Genomic DNA, 14,021 nt, shown 5'->3' with positions numbered 1-14,021 from the left:
TGGGAAGTCCGCATCACCACCGACGGACTCCCCGAATTCATCCCACCCGCCTGGCTCGACGCCACCCGCACACCACGACGCAACACCATCCACCTACGAACTTAAATGTGTCCTGTAAGACATCGGAGCCAGATGATGATGGCGGCGATGGTGAGTTCGGTGGTCGTCCGCCGTGGGAGCACTTGGTCCTACAGGTGAACCGGATCCTGCGTGTCCGCGATCCGTCGACTCACCCCGACCAACCACTTACAGGGCACGTGTACGACTGTACGGGCTCAGTCTTTTGTCCCGTTCGATGGGGTGTTCGGTGGCTTCGAGGTTCGATGCTGCCGCAGGTGTTGTCCTGGCGCATGGCAGGCTCGTGTCTCATGATCGACGATTTCGCGAAGGAGTACCTGCGTAGCGATCTGCGCCGTTCCCCGAGCCCCTGCCCCGACGGGACGACCTCGGACGATCAACGCCCTCGCCATCGACGCGCCCGGTCACGTGCCCTGGTGGCCACGCCCTGCCGTGATGCTGTTCAACGTCCTGGTGCACATGCTCACCGAGACCAGTCGGCACGCCGGACACGCCGACATCCTGCGCGAACAACTCGATCGCTCGACAGGGGCGACCGCTCACTTCGCGACCCAGCAGCACGACACAGCGTTCTGGGACGCCCGACGCGCCAAGATCGAGCAGGCCGCCACAGCAGCCGCCGCCAAGCTCGATCACGACCAGCTATAAACGACAAGCCAAGCCGATCATCCACAAAGGACCCGAGGCGCGGTCACGGCTGCCAGAGGCCGACGGCGATATCGTGCGTCTGTTCACTGAAGACGCCACTCGGGCTGGCGCGATGCAACAGCCGCCGCAGCTCGGTTTCGAACTCGGCTCGGTCGTCGCCGAACAGGTGAGGTGCCGAGCTGGACAACGAGAACACCGCCGCGACGAGATCTTCCGTCACACGCGTGACCACCCGGCCCGGGATCTCGATCCGCCGAGGCCCGGTGAATCCCGCGGCCCGGTAGATCTCGTCCTCACCGGAGGCCGTGCCCTGCGGCAGACAGCCCCGGCCCGCGCGTCGCACCGGGCCGAGGTACTCGCGCACCAGAGCCCCGATCGCCGAGTGCGGTGGACGCGGGTGTGGCAGTTCGGCGTCGCTCTCGACACCCTGGTGGGTCGTCGCGTGGACGTGCGCGCACACTCCGCCGTCCGCCAGCATTCCGCGTACCACAGCGGCGACCTTGGGCCGGTCCAGCCAATGAAACGACTGGGCGAACGTGACCAGCCTGAAGGTGCCGAGCCCGGCGGGAAGTTCCTCGGCACGCAGCCGCAGCCAGCGAGCGGTGCGAATCCCAGCCTCGGCGGCGGACCGCTCGGCCTGGTCGAGCATGTCCCGGTCGGCGTCGAGCCCGATCGCCTCCTCGAACAGCCCGGCCAGCGGCAGCGTCAGCGAACCGGGACCACAGCCGACGTCGAGGAGACGACCGGAACCGTCAAGGCGCAGCTCGCTCACCAGCGCATCGACGAGGGCCTTCGGGTAGGCCAACCGGCCTCGCGCGTAGTACGCGGCACTGCCGGAATAGAGCGACGCATCCCATTCCCACGTATCCCCACTCACACCGGCAGCGTAGCGACAGCGGTGTCCTTTGTGGATGCCTCGGTGAATCAGCGGCCGTTCGAGCGCAAGACGGAGATGGCTTTGACCGTGGCGTGACCACGCCATTCGAGCGCCGCGGCGGCCGAGTAGCTGGTGAAGTCGACGGCCCAGCCGCCGTCCTGGCGCTGTCCGCGTTCCAGGCGGTCGAGGTCGTCCGACACGGCTTGGGGGTCGAGCAGGTCCCTGACCGGTCGCCCTGGCTCGGGCGCGTAGTCGAGAAGATGCAGCGTTTCGCCCTCGGCCCCGCCGACTACGGCGACCGCGCCGTCCCGGGGAACGAACTGTCCAAGGTGGACGAGCAGCTCGCGCGCCTCCTCGTGCGTATCGGTTGCGATGTCCAGGAATTGGAGCGCGAACGAGAGCACGTACGCGAACGGGGCTTCGTCGATCCGGCGGATCGCGTCGAAGCAGTAGCGCGTCGCCTTCGCCAGCCACGGATGGTCTGGGATGGTCTTGTCCCACCGCGCCGCGCGATAGGCCTGCGCGGTCACCGCGGCCGTGATCTGCAGCGAGGACTCCGCGGGGTCCGCGTGCACCCAGAACGGCGCGCACGCCGTCGGGTCGCCGATCGGGAGGGCGAAAGGCAGTCCGCCATCGGGCAGTGTCGCGGAGTCCAGCCAGTCGAGGAGGGCGGCGACGTGCGGCGAGGTCGCGGGGCCGGCGTCGGCCATGGCCTCGAACGCATGCAGCGCGCCTCCCGGCTGGCTCTCCGTGGCACGAAGGTCCGGTTCGAGCCCCCAGCCGTAGCCACCATCAGGGTTCCGGTAGGCGTCGAGCCCGTCGATGACGGCCTGACGAGCCGCGTCGTTGTCGGTCGTGACGGCTTCGAAGCGCCGCCGGTCGAGAACTCGCGCGTGCGAAGCCATGAACGCTCCGGCGCGACCAAGATTGATGCTCATACGAGAACCTTGTCATCGATCGACGGCGTCAGGATTGAACGAAACGGCCAGCCAGCGCGGCGGGTGTCCGGCCGGCGAGCAGGTTGCTCTCCCGGGTGAAGTGGGCTTGGTCGGCGTAGCCCGCCGTCGCCGCGGCGTCGCTCAACGGCAGGCCCGCTCGCACCAGATGGAGTGCGTGCTGGAAACGGTGAATCCGCGTGAGTGTCTTGGGGCCGTAGCCGAAGAGCCGGTTGCTGAGCCGGCGCAAGGACCGCTCCGGCAGGCCGTGCAACTCCGCCATCTCCCGCACGCTCAAGCCTTCGCGGGCCGCGCGGTCGAGCGAGGCCGCCTCGCGCAGGAGGGAACGTTCCGGATCTGCCTGTGTCCACAGGGCGATGAAGACCCGCTCGAGCGCATCGGCCGCGTTGTCCTCGAAGGACCAGGTGCCGGGCAGCGAGACGAACTCCGACAGTTCGGCGCGCTGGTCGGTCAGTTCGTCCGCCGGCACACCGAGGAGCGCGTAGGCCACGCCAGGCGCGAATTGCAGGCCCCACGTCACCTCGCCCGCCCGTGTCTCCATGATCATCGTCCGGGTGTCGGCTCCCGCCACGACGAGACGATTCTGGAACCACATCAGATCCATCACACCATCGGGGACGACGTGCTTTTCCGGGCCGTCGGAGGACACGCGCCACAGCGTCGCGCCGGTCCGGGCGCCCCGTCGTGTCGCGTAATTCCCCATACTGCCGTCCTTTTCAGCCGATCGCGGTCCGATAGGGACGGAAGAACTCACGCAGTTCCTCCGCGTAGAGCTCCGGTTCCTCGAACGGCGCGAAATGTCCGCCCCGCGCGGGCTCGGTCGCCCGCACGACGTTCGCCGTGCGTTCGAGCCACGCTCGCGGCGGACGGACGAGATCGCCACGGAAGATCGAGAAACCGGACGGCACTTCGACCCGGCGAGCGAGTTGCGCCGGCGGGATCAGCGAGTTCGCGCGGTACATGCGCATCGCCGAGCCGATCGTCTCCGTGAGCCAGTAGAGCGTGACGTTCGTGAGGATCTCGTCCTTGGTGAAACGCCGCTCGATGTCCCCGTCGCAGTCGCTCCACGACCGCAGCTTCTCGACGATCCATGCCGCGAGCCCGGCCGGCGAATCGGTCAGCCCGAACGCGGCCGTCTGGGGTTTCGTGCGGTGCATGGCGGCGTAGGCGCCCTCGGCCGCGCTCCAGCCCGCGACGTCCTCGATCCAGGCACGTTCCTCCGGCGTGAGCTCTGCCGGATCGCCGGTGAAGACGGGCACGCCCGCGTCGGTGCGGTGCACGGCCACGACCCGGTCGGCGTGATCGAGGGCGAGATAGCGGCTCACGTGGCTGCCGAGGTCCCCGCCCGCCGCGCCGAACCGCGGATAGCCGAGAACGTCCATGAGTTCGGCCCACAGCCCGGCGACGGCGATGGAGTCGAGAGGTGTGGCGGGACGCTCGGAATAGCCGTAACCCGGGATGTCGGGCACGACCACGTCGAACGCGTCGGCGGGGTCACCGCCGTGCGCGCCGGGATCGGTGAGGAGCGGGATGACCTTGGTGTAGCGCCAGAACGAGTCCGGCCAGCCGTGGCTGAGGACCAACGGCAGGACGGGCCCGCCCGGCGCGACGGCCCGGACGTGTACGAAGTGGACGCCCAGGCCGCCGAGCGGGACGCGGAAATGGGGGAACCGGGCGAGCGCCGCCTCCTGCGCCTGCCAGTCGAACTCGTCCGCCCAGTAGGCGACGAGCTCACGGAGATAGCCGAGATCGGTGCCGAGCGACCACCCGGCGTCCTCCGGCGCGTCCGGCCAGCGCGTCCCCCGGAGCCGCGCGCGCAGGTCCTCCAGCACCGCGGGAGCGGTCCGCGGGACGAACGGCTCGGGACGAGGCGGAGTGTCCGACATGGCCCCAGTCTATGGGCTGTGCCGCCACGTAAGGACGCACCGGCGCCCGGCTTCATACCCGCCCCGAATGTGACGTAGTTCACGTCCGTTTTGTCCGATCACCGGGGTCTCCCGCGCCGCCATGATGCGAAGCGACGTGAGGAGAACCGATGACCGACAAGGCGAAGACACCGAAGTTCCCGATGCCCCGCGCCGCGGGGTGCCCATTCGACCCGGCACCGGAGCTGGCCCGGCAGGCGCCGGTTTCCCGGGTGCGGCTGTGGGACGGCAGCACGCCGTGGCTGATCACCCGGTATGCGGACGTGCGCGCACTGCTGGCCGACCCCCGGGTCAGCGTCGACGTGACGTGGCCCGGCTTCCCGCACACCAACGCCGTCAGCAAGGCCCGTGACACGCGGATGAAGACGTTGATGCAGCTGGACGCGCCCGAACACACCGCTCAGCGGCGGCTGCTGACCGCGGACTTCACGATCCGGAAGATGACCGCCCTGCGGCCCCGGATCCAGCGGATCGCCGACGCGCTCGTCGACGACCTCCTGGCCGGGCCGAACCCGGCGGATCTCGTGGCCGCCTTCGCCCTGCCGCTGCCGTCGCTGGTGATCTGCGAGCTGCTCGGCGTGCCCTACGCCGACCGCGACTTCTTCCAGCGGGTGGCCCGCACCCTCGTCATGGACGAGCCCGACCCCGAGCAGGCGATGGCCGCCAGCGAAGAGCTGAACGCCTATCTCGAGGATCTGGTGGCCACGAAGGCCGCCGACCCGGAGGACGACCTGCTCAGCAGGCTGGCCGTCGAGCAGTTCCGGACCGGTGCGATGACCCGGCGCGAAATCGCCGTGCTCGGGCAGCTGCTCATGGTGGCCGGGCACGACACCACCACCGCGATGATCGCGCTGGGCGTCACCGCGTTGTTCGCGCACCCGGAACAGCTCCGCGCGGTCCGCGACGGCGACCCCGAAGTGGTGGCCGGCGCGGTGGAGGAACTGTTGCGCTACCTGTCCATCACGCACACCGAGGCCCGCCGCGTCGCGCGGGAGGATCTGGAGATCGGCGGCACACGCATCCGCGCGGGCGAGGGCATCATCGCCGTGAAGAGCACCGCCAACCGGGATCCCGCGGCCTTCCCGGACCCCGGCATGCTCGACGTCGGGCGCAAGGCCCGTCACCACGTCGCCTTCGGCTACGGCACACACCAGTGTCTCGGCCAGGGCCTCGCCAGGGTCGAACTGCGGATCGCCTATCGCACCCTCCTCCGGCGGCTCCCCGCGCTGGCCCCGGCCGTACCGCTGGAACGCCTGGCGTACAAGGAGAACGCGGTCTTCTACGGGGTGCGGGAACTGCCCGTCACCTGGTGACCCGACGAGTGATCCGATGACCGGCACACGAGTTGAAGCGGGAAAGCCCGCGCTTCCAGGGTGAATTCCCCACCGGTTCCCCAAGAAACCGGATTACCGTTGACACCGTTCCCGCCGTCCTTCTACGTTCATCCCCGGAAGACATCGGATGTCCTGGCGCCGAGGCCGCAAAGTCTCGGCGCCCCTCCGCCGGCCGATGTGACCCCTGTCGATCCGCCGTCAGGAAGGACACACCGACGATGACGGACTCCCAGCCCCGGCCCGGCGGATTCCCCAGGCGGACGGCCCTGCGCACCCTGGCCGTCTCCGCCCTCGCCGCCCCGATCGCGCTCAGTCCCCTGTCCCGCGCCGTCGCGGCACCCGCGGCCGCGCCGCTGTGGCATCCGAACCCGGCGACGGACGGCACGAAGGCCTTCGAAGGCATCGAAGCCGACCGCGGCCACCAGCATCCGGGCCGCAAATACGTCTACGTCGAAGGCGATCACTACCGGTTCGACATCTGGGCCGACGACCGCGACACCACCGGCGGCGGCGACCGCCAGCGCACCGAGGTCAAGGGCATGGTGCAGAACGGCACCGCGCTGAAGATGCGCGACGGCGAGACGTGGACGATCTCCTACGAGATGTACGTGCCGTCCACTTTGCACGGCACCAGCAAGTTCACCCACATCTTCCAGACCAAGACGCCGTCGACCAACGGCGGTCCGTGGGTGACCCTCGACCTCACCCGCGACGGCGGCACCGAGCTGATCCAGGCCCGCGCCTACGCGAATCCCGGTTCCCCGTCCATCGCCTCGACCCGGCTCGCGCCGCTGCGCGACAAGTGGATCACCGTCGAGTGGACGCTGACCCCCGGCTCGAAGGGCGCGGCGGCGTGCGTCATCCGCGACGGCACCGGTCCTGGCGCGCCGGTCGCCGTGCAGGGCAGCCGCACCGGCGTGACCATCCCTGACCAGGGTGACTACGTCCGCCCGAAGTGGGGTATCTACCGCTCGGTCCAGAGCGCGAAGACCGACATCATCGACACTCATCTGCTGTTCCGCAATTTCCAGGCGGGCCGCAAGTAGCGCTCCCGAAACGTCCACTGTGGATCGACGAGATCCCGGCGCCGCCCGCCCCAGTCTGCCGCCATCACACGAAAATGGTCCTACCCAAGGAGAATCCATGGCCCGCAACCCCCTGTTCCGGAGATTCGGCGTACTGGCCGCCGCCGGGCTGCTCACCGTCGGCGGCGGGCTGGTCGCCTCGTCGGCCAGCGCGGCCGCGGGGACGCGGACGCTGACGGCGTCGTCGCCGGACGAACTGTCCGCGGCACTGGCACGGGCGCGGCCGGGCGACCGGGTCGAGGTGGCCGCGGGCGCTTACGACAGCGGCCCGATCCGGGTGGGACGTTCGGGCACCGCGCGGGCGCCGATCACGATCGCCGCGGCCACGCCGGGGCGGACGCGGTTCACCGGGGCGGGCGGGCTGGACCTGACCGGCGTGTCCCACGTAGTGGTGGAAGGCTTCGTTTTCGCCAACGACGCGGGGCTCACCGTGCCCGGTGACGCCGCGGGCGACCGGGTGACGCGGAACGTGTTCGAGGGCAACCCCGGCAAGGCGGATCTGACCGTCAAGGCCGACGACACCGAGGTCGACCACAACACGTTCCAGAACCGCACCGAGGAGGGCGTGTTCCTCCAGGTCGTCGGGCCGGGCGCGAAGGACATGGCGCAGCGGGTCCACGTGCATCACAACTACTTCTTCAACCACCAGTTCAAGGGCACCAACGGCGGTGAGTCGATCCGCTTCGGCCTGTCCGGCAGGCAGCACGCCGTCGCGAAGGGGCTGATCGAGAACAACCTGTTCGAGAAGGCCGACGGCGATTCCGAGGCGATCTCGGTGAAGTCGAGCAACAACGTGGTGCGGTACAACACGATCGTCAACAGCCGCGGCACGCTGTCGATGCGGCACGGGTGGGATTCGCGCGTCGAGGGCAACATCCTCATCGGCGGCACCACCGGCATCCGCTTCTTCGGCAACAACCACGTCGTCGTCAACAACGTCGTGGAAGACACCGCCGGGACGGCGATGGAATTCGGCGGCGGCGAGGTCCGCGACGACACCACGAGCGGCACCAACCACGACGCCGCGGACCACTGCCTGGTCGCCTTCAACACGCTGTCCGGCTCCGGCGCGCTCATCTCGTACGGGAGCGGCAAACCGTTCCCGCCGTCGGACGACACGCTGGCCGACAACGTCCTGCTCGGCAAGGGCCAGGCCGCGGCCAAGGGCACCGGCACGTCGGCGCACTTCACCGGCAACATCCTGTTCGGCTCCCCCGCCGGCAGCCTGCCCGCCGACGCGTACCGCACGATCGACCCGAAGCTGACGCGGGACGCGCACGGGCTGCTTCGCCCCGCCGCCGGCAGCCCGGTGATCGGCGCGGCGACCGGCTCCTTCCCCCAGGTCACCCTCGACATCGACCAGCAGGCCCGGCCCGCGGCCAAGGACGTCGGCGCCGACCAGTACAACGCCGCCACCCCGGCCCGGCCGCTGACCAAGGCCGACGTCGGACCGGCCGCGCCGTGACACCCGGGTCCGGGGCCGCCCGCGCGGCGGCCCCGGACCTCACGGACACTTCTGCACCAAACGAGTGAAAATCCGGCAAATTATTCACTCGATGGTGTAAATGCATGGCCGTCGTGCGGTAAGGACGGTACATGCGACGCCTGGGGAGCAGTCTCGCGCTGTTGATGACACTGCTGCTGGCGGCGGGGATGCTCGCCCCGGCCTCGGCGGCACCGGCCCCTGCCGGACGCCAGTTGCTCGCGGAGGGCATGGGGTCCTACCCCCGGCTCCTCCGGCTGGCGCACGGCGGTCCGGTGCGCAACGGCCGGATCATCGCGGCGATGACCAGCGAGGACGGCCGCGGCCGGTTCGCGCCGGTCTTCCAGAGCCTCGACGAGGGACGCAGCTTCCAGAAGATCGGCGAAATCCGCGACCCCGAGGGTGCCGCCGGGATGTGCTGCGGCACGCTGTACGAGCTGCCGCGGCGGGTCGGCGACCTGCGGGAAGGCACCCTGCTCTGGGCCGCGAGCTACGGCCAGAACGCGGGGCCGGGCCGCCGGATCGGGATCAAGATCCTGGCCAGCAAGGACGGCGGCCGCTCCTGGCAGTTCCTGTCCGAGGCGGCCCGTTCGCACAACCACGACGGGGTCTGGGAACCCGAGCTGACCGTGGACGCGGGTGGCACGCTCTGGCTGCATTTCGCCGACGAGACCGAGGCACCGCGGTTCGCCCAGGTGCTCAACCGGGTCGCGTCCACCGACGGGGTGCACTGGGGCACCAAGCAACGCACCATGGCGATCCCGCCGGACCGGGTCCGCCCCGGGATGCCGATCGTGCGCGGCCTGCCGGACGGCCGGTTCTACTTCGGCTACGAAATCTGCAACTTCGGCTCCCGCTACTGCGATCCGTACTACAAGATCTCCGCGGACGGTGCGAATTTCGGTGATCCGGGGGCGCCGGGTGCCCAGATCGGCACCGCGAGCGGCAATCATTTCCAGCACGCGCAGACGGTGACGCTGTTCCCCGGCGGGCCGAAGGGCACCCGGTTGCTGATGGTCGGCCAGATCTTCGTGGACGCCAAGGGGAACCCGCTGCCCGGCAACGGGAAAACCTTGCTGGCCAACGACAATCTCGGCGAAGGCCCGTGGTACGAACTGCCCGCGCCGGTCGCGGTCGGCAAACCGTACAACGACTGGTGCCCGAACTACAGCTCGACGCTGCTGCCGGTGGACGGCGGGGCGAACGTGCTGGAAATCGCCGCGGACTACGACAACGGAACCTGCCGCGCCTACTTCGGCAAGGGACCGGCCGCCGCCGCGGGAGGCAGGCATGCGTGAGCCGGTCCTCCGCAGACGGACGGTGTTCGCGCTGGCCGGAGCCGCCCTCGTCACGACGTTCGGCGTCGCGGCCCCGGCCGCCGCGGCGCAGGTCGTGACCGTCGACGTCGGTGATCGCCCAGGCCCTCTCGCGGTGAACTCGGCCACCGGAATCGTGTACGTGGCCAACTCCGCCGCCGGTACCGTCTCGGTGGTGGACGGCCGGTCCACCACCGTCACCGCGACCGTCCGGGTCGGCGACGGGCCGGGCGGCGTCGCGGTGAACGAGGCCACGAACCGGGTGTACGTCTCCAGCCCGGCGGCCGGCACGGTCACCGTGCTCGACGGCCGGACGAACAAGGTGCTCAGCGTGGTCGGCGCGGGCGCCGGTGCCTCGGCGCTGGCCGCGGACGAGGCGGCGAACAAGATTTACGCGGCCAGTGCGACGTCCGGTTCCGTGGGCGTCATCGACGGGATCAGCAGCACCCTGATCGGCACCGTGCCCGGACCGGGCCAGGGTTTCTCCGGGGTGAGCGTGGATTCCGGACGGCACCTGGCGTATCTGTCCAGCCTGTACACCGACACCGTCGAGATCCTGGACCTCGCAGGCAACGCCTTCACCGGGAGCGTCAAGGTCGGCAAGGGCCCGGCCGGGCTCGCCGTGCACCCCGCGTCCGGCCGGATCTACGTGAGCAACTCCGGAATCCACCACCTCTCGATCGTGGACGGGGCGAGCCGGACCGAGCTGCCGCACGTGCTGCTGCGCAGCGCGGCCTCCTCGGCCGCGGTGCACCAAGGAACGAACACGGTTTACACCAACGGCGGCCCGAACGGGGTCGTGAAGATCGACGGTCTGCTGAGCAAGCTCACCGGGGAACTGTCGCTCGGCATCAACCCCGGCGACGTCGCGGTCGACCAGCGCACCGGCACGGTCTACGTCACCGATCCGCTGCACGACCTCGTCTCGGTGATCACCGGCTTCTGACCCCGTCGCGCTCGGCCTCCCCGCAGCACCGGCGAGCAGCGTCCACAGTGGACTCGAAGGTGGGTCGCCGGGGTCACTGTTGCGCATCGGAGCGGTACCGGCTATCCTGACCTTGCTTCTCATGGATGTCGGCCGTCGGCCGCCCAGGGAGCATCCCCTCACCGGAATCCTCTCAGGACCGGTTCTCGATCGCGGCTTTCTTCTGTTCACCGCCGCCTCATCTCTGTTTGGGAGACCCCTATGTCTTTTCACGGAATCCTTGACGTACAAGGAAAATCCTGGTTCGTCCGGGTCGGCTACGCGGCCGCCCCCGACGACGTTCCCCTGCCCATGTCCGTGGTGCGCCGGTACGGCTTGCGCCGCGGCGACGAAATCACCGGTACCACCGACGAGATCACCGCCGTGAACGGCGCCGATCCGGTGCCGAAGCGGCCGAACTTCGACGAACTCGTCCCCGTCCATCCGCACGAACGGATCCTGCTCGAAACCGGGCCACGGCCGCTCACCACGCGGCTGATCGACCTGGTCGCCCCGATCGGCAAGGGCCAGCGCGCGCTCGTGGTGTCCCCGCCCAAGGCGGGAAAAACCATGATACTGCGGGACATCGCGGACGCGGTCGCGAAGAACGCCCCCGAATGTCACCTGATGGCCGTCCTCGCCGACGAACGGCCGGAGGAGGTCACCGACATGCGCCGCTCGATCCGCGGCGAGGTCGTCGCGTCCACTTTCGACAATCCGCCCGCGCACCACACGGCGGTCGCCGAGCTCGCCGTCGAACGGGCCAAAAGGCTTGTCGAGCAAGGAAAGGACGTCGTCCTGCTGCTCGATTCGCTCACCCGGCTCGGCCGGGCCTACAACCTCGCCGGCCGTGCTTCCGGCCGCATCCTCTCCGGCGGTATCGACGCCTCCGCGCTGCATCCGCTCAAGCGGATCCTCGGCGCGGCCCGCGCCGTCGAGGACGGCGGCTCGCTCACCATCATCGCCACCGCCATGGTCGAAACCGGCTCGCTCGCCGACACGGTGTTCTTCGAGGAGCTCAAGAGCACCGGCAACGCGGAGCTCCGGCTGGACCGCAAACTCGCCGAACGCCGGATCTTCCCCGCCGTGGATCTCGCCGCGTCGAGTACCCGCCGCGAGGAACTGCTGATACCGGCGGACGAACTCGCCGTCCTCCACGGCGTGCGCCGCGCGTTGTTCGGCCGCGAAGGCCAGCACGCCACCGAACTGCTGCTCGACCAGCTCCGTAAGACCGGCTCGAACGCCGAGTTCCTCCACCGCGTGTCCGGCTCGGTGCCCTCCTCGCTGCCGAAGGCGGCATGAACCACAGCCCACGCCGCCCGCGTCCGGCACGCCTCAGTGGACTTCGTTCAGCTTCCCCGTGGCGACGTCGAAAACGAAGCCACGAACGGAGTCCTTCCGGGGAATGAAGGGACTGGTGCGGATCCGGGCGATGGACTGGCGGACGTCCTCGTCCAGATCGGTGAAGGCCTCGGAGGCCCACGCGGGCTTCAGGCCGACGTCCTGCTGGATCGAGGCCTTGAAAGCGTCATCGGTGAAGGTGAGCATGCCGCAGTCGGTGTGGTGGATGAGGATGATCTCCTCGGTGCCGAGCAGCCGCTGGCTGATGGCGAGCGAACGGATCTCGTCCTCGGTGACCACACCACCCGCGTTGCGGATGACGTGCACCTCGCCTTCCGCGAGGCCGAGAACCCCGTAGACATTGATACGGGCGTCCATACAGGCGAGGACGGCGACGTGCTTGGCGGGCGGCAACGGCAGCGGCCCGGTGAAGCTCGCGGCGTATTCGGCGTTGTTGGCCAGAAGTTCGTCGGTGACCGACATGATGATCCTTCCGCGCGAAGGGTGGACGGACCGAGTGGACCGCTGCTCGCGGCCACGCGCAACGGTGTCCAGGAGCTGAGCCGGAATGTCCGGAATCCCGGCGAACCCCTTGACCTGCTCCGCCAAACGGACTATGGCTCAAATCACGTTCGACACCGGTAAAAGACGCGCGCCCGGAAGCGATACCCTCCTGAGGCAGCTGATCGGCGATAGCAGCCGCGGCTATGTAGTAGGGGGAACCATGCATTTCGACCTGAGAATTCACGCAACTCCATTATGAGCAATCGTTTACCCGACCTGATTTCGCCGCCTCGGAAGACCGTTCTCGCCCAGCGGGCCTGGGTTTATCTGGGGCTGGTCACGGTCACCCTGCTCAATGTCATCTCGTACGCGAATGTCGAGCGCGACGCGCACCGGAAAGCGTGGGGCGACGCGGTCAACTACTTCCGGATGTCGGAGCAGACCGGCGCCCCGGTGGACAATCCCTTCGCGCTGCGCATGCTCAGCCCGTGGCTGGTACACCGGGCCCATCTGCTCACCGGGTTCTCGCTGGACACGCTCTGGCTCGGCCTGACCATCGCCGCCACGCTGGCGGCGGTCATCGTCTTCTTCGAGTTCCTGTGGCGCCACCTGAACCTGCGCCTGTTCACCGCGGCGCTCGTCGCGGCCGCGCTGGCCTGCACGTTCTGGTACGCGCCTTACGCGTTCTCCAACCCGTACCTCGTCGACCCGCTGAACAACCTGCTCTACGTGTGCGCGATCTGGGCGGCTTTCCGGCGCAGGCTCGTCCTGTTCACGGTGTTCGTCATCGTGGGCTCCCTCAACAAGGAGACCACGCTGCTGCTCGCCCCCCTCTACCCCCTTCTGGTGTGGACGCAGGAACGCACGCTGCGCCACCGCGGTGTTCTCGGTGGCATCGCCGCCCTGGTCGTTTCGGGCGCCGCCTACTTCGGCTACCGGCTCTGGGCCCAACATCTCATCGGCGGCGACTACGGATTCGGCACCGGACAGGCGAACGCGAGCCTGCTCGACAACATCAGGTTCGCGTTGTCGGCGAACAAGGGGACCGATCAGCTCGAACTGTTCACGACGTTCCACTTCCTCTGGCTGATTTTCGCCTACGGGCTCTACCGGCTCTATCGTGCCCACGGCCTGCGCAGCGAACTGCTGGTCGCCAGCCTGTGGCTGTTCGCCTGCTGTGTCGCCGGGCGGCTCGTCGCCACCGACACCGCGCGGGTGATCGTGATGATGGCCCCGCTCGTGCTGGCCGTGACCGCGGTCGTCCTCGACCGCCAGCGCGGAGAACACCGGCGGGCATGGGTCGGGCTGCTCCTGTTCCTCTACGTCGCGCTCAGCCTCCGCTGGATTCCGGCACCGGCCAGCCTCGTGCTCGACGTGGCGGGCGCGGCCGGGTTCGTCGTGCTCGCGACCTTCCCGGTGCGAAGCCGGTCAGTCATCCCCACGTTCGGCCGGCCGGCCTCGGATGACCAACCAGCCTCGGAAGACGAATCGGCCGCGTGAGCTCCGGCCG

13 protein-coding genes are annotated in these 14,021 nt (G+C 69.1%); 8 read left to right on the top strand and 5 right to left on the bottom strand.

Features of this window, described 5'->3' with window-relative positions; translation table 11 throughout:
* The first annotated feature begins 378 nt into the window (after window positions 1-378).
* Complete coding sequence (locus ACFWX1_RS33970; protein ID WP_378393857.1) at window positions 379-726, top strand: DUF664 domain-containing protein; 348 nt, start codon at window positions 379-381, stop codon at window positions 724-726.
* 43 nt (window positions 727-769) lie between these two features.
* Here the strand turns inward: ACFWX1_RS33970 and ACFWX1_RS33965 are convergent, their stop codons facing one another.
* The 4 genes from ACFWX1_RS33965 to ACFWX1_RS33950 form a co-directional block, all read right to left on the bottom strand.
* Complete coding sequence (locus ACFWX1_RS33965) at window positions 770-1,603, bottom strand: class I SAM-dependent methyltransferase (protein ID WP_378393855.1); 834 nt, start codon at window positions 1,601-1,603, stop codon at window positions 770-772.
* 47 nt (window positions 1,604-1,650) lie between these two features.
* Window positions 1,651-2,541 carry a hypothetical protein gene (locus ACFWX1_RS33960; protein ID WP_378393854.1) on the bottom strand — a complete coding sequence of 297 codons (891 nt, stop codon included), beginning with the start codon at window positions 2,539-2,541 and terminating at the stop codon, window positions 1,651-1,653.
* A 28-nt stretch (window positions 2,542-2,569) separates the two neighbouring features.
* Window positions 2,570-3,208, bottom strand: coding sequence for a helix-turn-helix domain-containing protein (locus tag ACFWX1_RS33955; RefSeq protein ID WP_378393853.1), 639 nt, complete (start codon window positions 3,206-3,208; stop codon window positions 2,570-2,572).
* A gap of 67 nt (window positions 3,209-3,275) precedes the next feature.
* The gene (locus tag ACFWX1_RS33950) at window positions 3,276-4,445 is read right to left on the bottom strand and encodes an epoxide hydrolase family protein (RefSeq protein ID WP_378393852.1); all 1,170 of its coding nucleotides are present in this window, start codon (window positions 4,443-4,445) and stop codon (window positions 3,276-3,278) included.
* A gap of 149 nt (window positions 4,446-4,594) precedes the next feature.
* Here ACFWX1_RS33950 and ACFWX1_RS33945 point away from each other — a divergent pair, with 149 nt between their 5' ends.
* From ACFWX1_RS33945 to rho, 6 genes are all read left to right on the top strand, one after another.
* Window positions 4,595-5,797, top strand: coding sequence for a cytochrome P450 (locus ACFWX1_RS33945; RefSeq protein ID WP_378393851.1), 1,203 nt, complete (start codon window positions 4,595-4,597; stop codon window positions 5,795-5,797).
* 239 nt (window positions 5,798-6,036) lie between these two features.
* Complete coding sequence (locus ACFWX1_RS33940; RefSeq protein ID WP_378393850.1) at window positions 6,037-6,864, top strand: hypothetical protein; 828 nt, start codon at window positions 6,037-6,039, stop codon at window positions 6,862-6,864.
* 97 nt (window positions 6,865-6,961) lie between these two features.
* A complete protein-coding gene (locus tag ACFWX1_RS33935) occupies window positions 6,962-8,368 on the top strand; it encodes a polysaccharide lyase 6 family protein (protein WP_378393849.1) in 1,407 nt (468 codons plus the stop codon).
* A 131-nt stretch (window positions 8,369-8,499) separates the two neighbouring features.
* Complete coding sequence (locus ACFWX1_RS33930; RefSeq protein ID WP_378393848.1) at window positions 8,500-9,684, top strand: exo-alpha-sialidase; 1,185 nt, start codon at window positions 8,500-8,502, stop codon at window positions 9,682-9,684.
* Complete coding sequence (locus tag ACFWX1_RS33925; protein WP_378393847.1) at window positions 9,677-10,648, top strand: YncE family protein; 972 nt, start codon at window positions 9,677-9,679, stop codon at window positions 10,646-10,648. The genes ACFWX1_RS33930 and ACFWX1_RS33925 overlap by 8 nt, the downstream gene beginning before the upstream one ends.
* Before the next feature lie 240 nt (window positions 10,649-10,888).
* Window positions 10,889-11,968 carry a transcription termination factor Rho gene (gene rho / locus ACFWX1_RS33920; protein ID WP_378393846.1) on the top strand — a complete coding sequence of 360 codons (1,080 nt, stop codon included), beginning with the start codon at window positions 10,889-10,891 and terminating at the stop codon, window positions 11,966-11,968.
* Between the two features lie 33 nt (window positions 11,969-12,001).
* Here the strand turns inward: rho and ACFWX1_RS33915 are convergent, their stop codons facing one another.
* Window positions 12,002-12,490 carry a beta-class carbonic anhydrase gene (locus tag ACFWX1_RS33915; RefSeq protein ID WP_378393845.1) on the bottom strand — a complete coding sequence of 163 codons (489 nt, stop codon included), beginning with the start codon at window positions 12,488-12,490 and terminating at the stop codon, window positions 12,002-12,004.
* Between the two features lie 276 nt (window positions 12,491-12,766).
* On the opposite strand from ACFWX1_RS33915, the gene ACFWX1_RS33910 reads away from it, so the two are divergent.
* Window positions 12,767-14,011, top strand: coding sequence for a hypothetical protein (locus tag ACFWX1_RS33910; protein ID WP_378393844.1), 1,245 nt, complete (start codon window positions 12,767-12,769; stop codon window positions 14,009-14,011).
* Window positions 14,012-14,021 lie beyond the last annotated feature (10 nt).

Origin of the sequence: Amycolatopsis sp. NPDC059021, assembly GCF_042739895.1 — a bacterium.
In the GTDB taxonomy this organism is placed as follows: domain Bacteria; phylum Actinomycetota; class Actinomycetes; order Mycobacteriales; family Pseudonocardiaceae; genus Amycolatopsis.
The sequence above is the reverse complement of the archived record's forward strand: the minus strand, read 5'-3'. Positions and strand labels throughout refer to the sequence as shown.

What these genes read in the sequence shown, in the direction of transcription:
- ACFWX1_RS33930 (WP_378393848.1), top strand. Translation starts at nt 8,500, where the DNA reads ATGCGACGCCTGGGGAGCAGTCTCGCGCTGTTGATGACACTGCTGCTG.
- ACFWX1_RS33960 (WP_378393854.1), bottom strand. Translation starts at nt 2,541, where the DNA reads ATGAGCATCAATCTTGGTCGCGCCGGAGCGTTCATGGCTTCGCACGCG.
- rho (WP_378393846.1), top strand. Translation starts at nt 10,889, where the DNA reads ATGTCTTTTCACGGAATCCTTGACGTACAAGGAAAATCCTGGTTCGTC.
- ACFWX1_RS33925 (WP_378393847.1), top strand. Translation starts at nt 9,677, where the DNA reads ATGCGTGAGCCGGTCCTCCGCAGACGGACGGTGTTCGCGCTGGCCGGA.
- ACFWX1_RS33940 (WP_378393850.1), top strand. Translation starts at nt 6,037, where the DNA reads ATGACGGACTCCCAGCCCCGGCCCGGCGGATTCCCCAGGCGGACGGCC.
- ACFWX1_RS33915 (WP_378393845.1), bottom strand. Translation starts at nt 12,490, where the DNA reads ATGTCGGTCACCGACGAACTTCTGGCCAACAACGCCGAATACGCCGCG.
- ACFWX1_RS33950 (WP_378393852.1), bottom strand. Translation starts at nt 4,445, where the DNA reads ATGTCGGACACTCCGCCTCGTCCCGAGCCGTTCGTCCCGCGGACCGCT.
- ACFWX1_RS33935 (WP_378393849.1), top strand. Translation starts at nt 6,962, where the DNA reads ATGGCCCGCAACCCCCTGTTCCGGAGATTCGGCGTACTGGCCGCCGCC.
- ACFWX1_RS33910 (WP_378393844.1), top strand. Translation starts at nt 12,767, where the DNA reads ATGAGCAATCGTTTACCCGACCTGATTTCGCCGCCTCGGAAGACCGTT.
- ACFWX1_RS33945 (WP_378393851.1), top strand. Translation starts at nt 4,595, where the DNA reads ATGACCGACAAGGCGAAGACACCGAAGTTCCCGATGCCCCGCGCCGCG.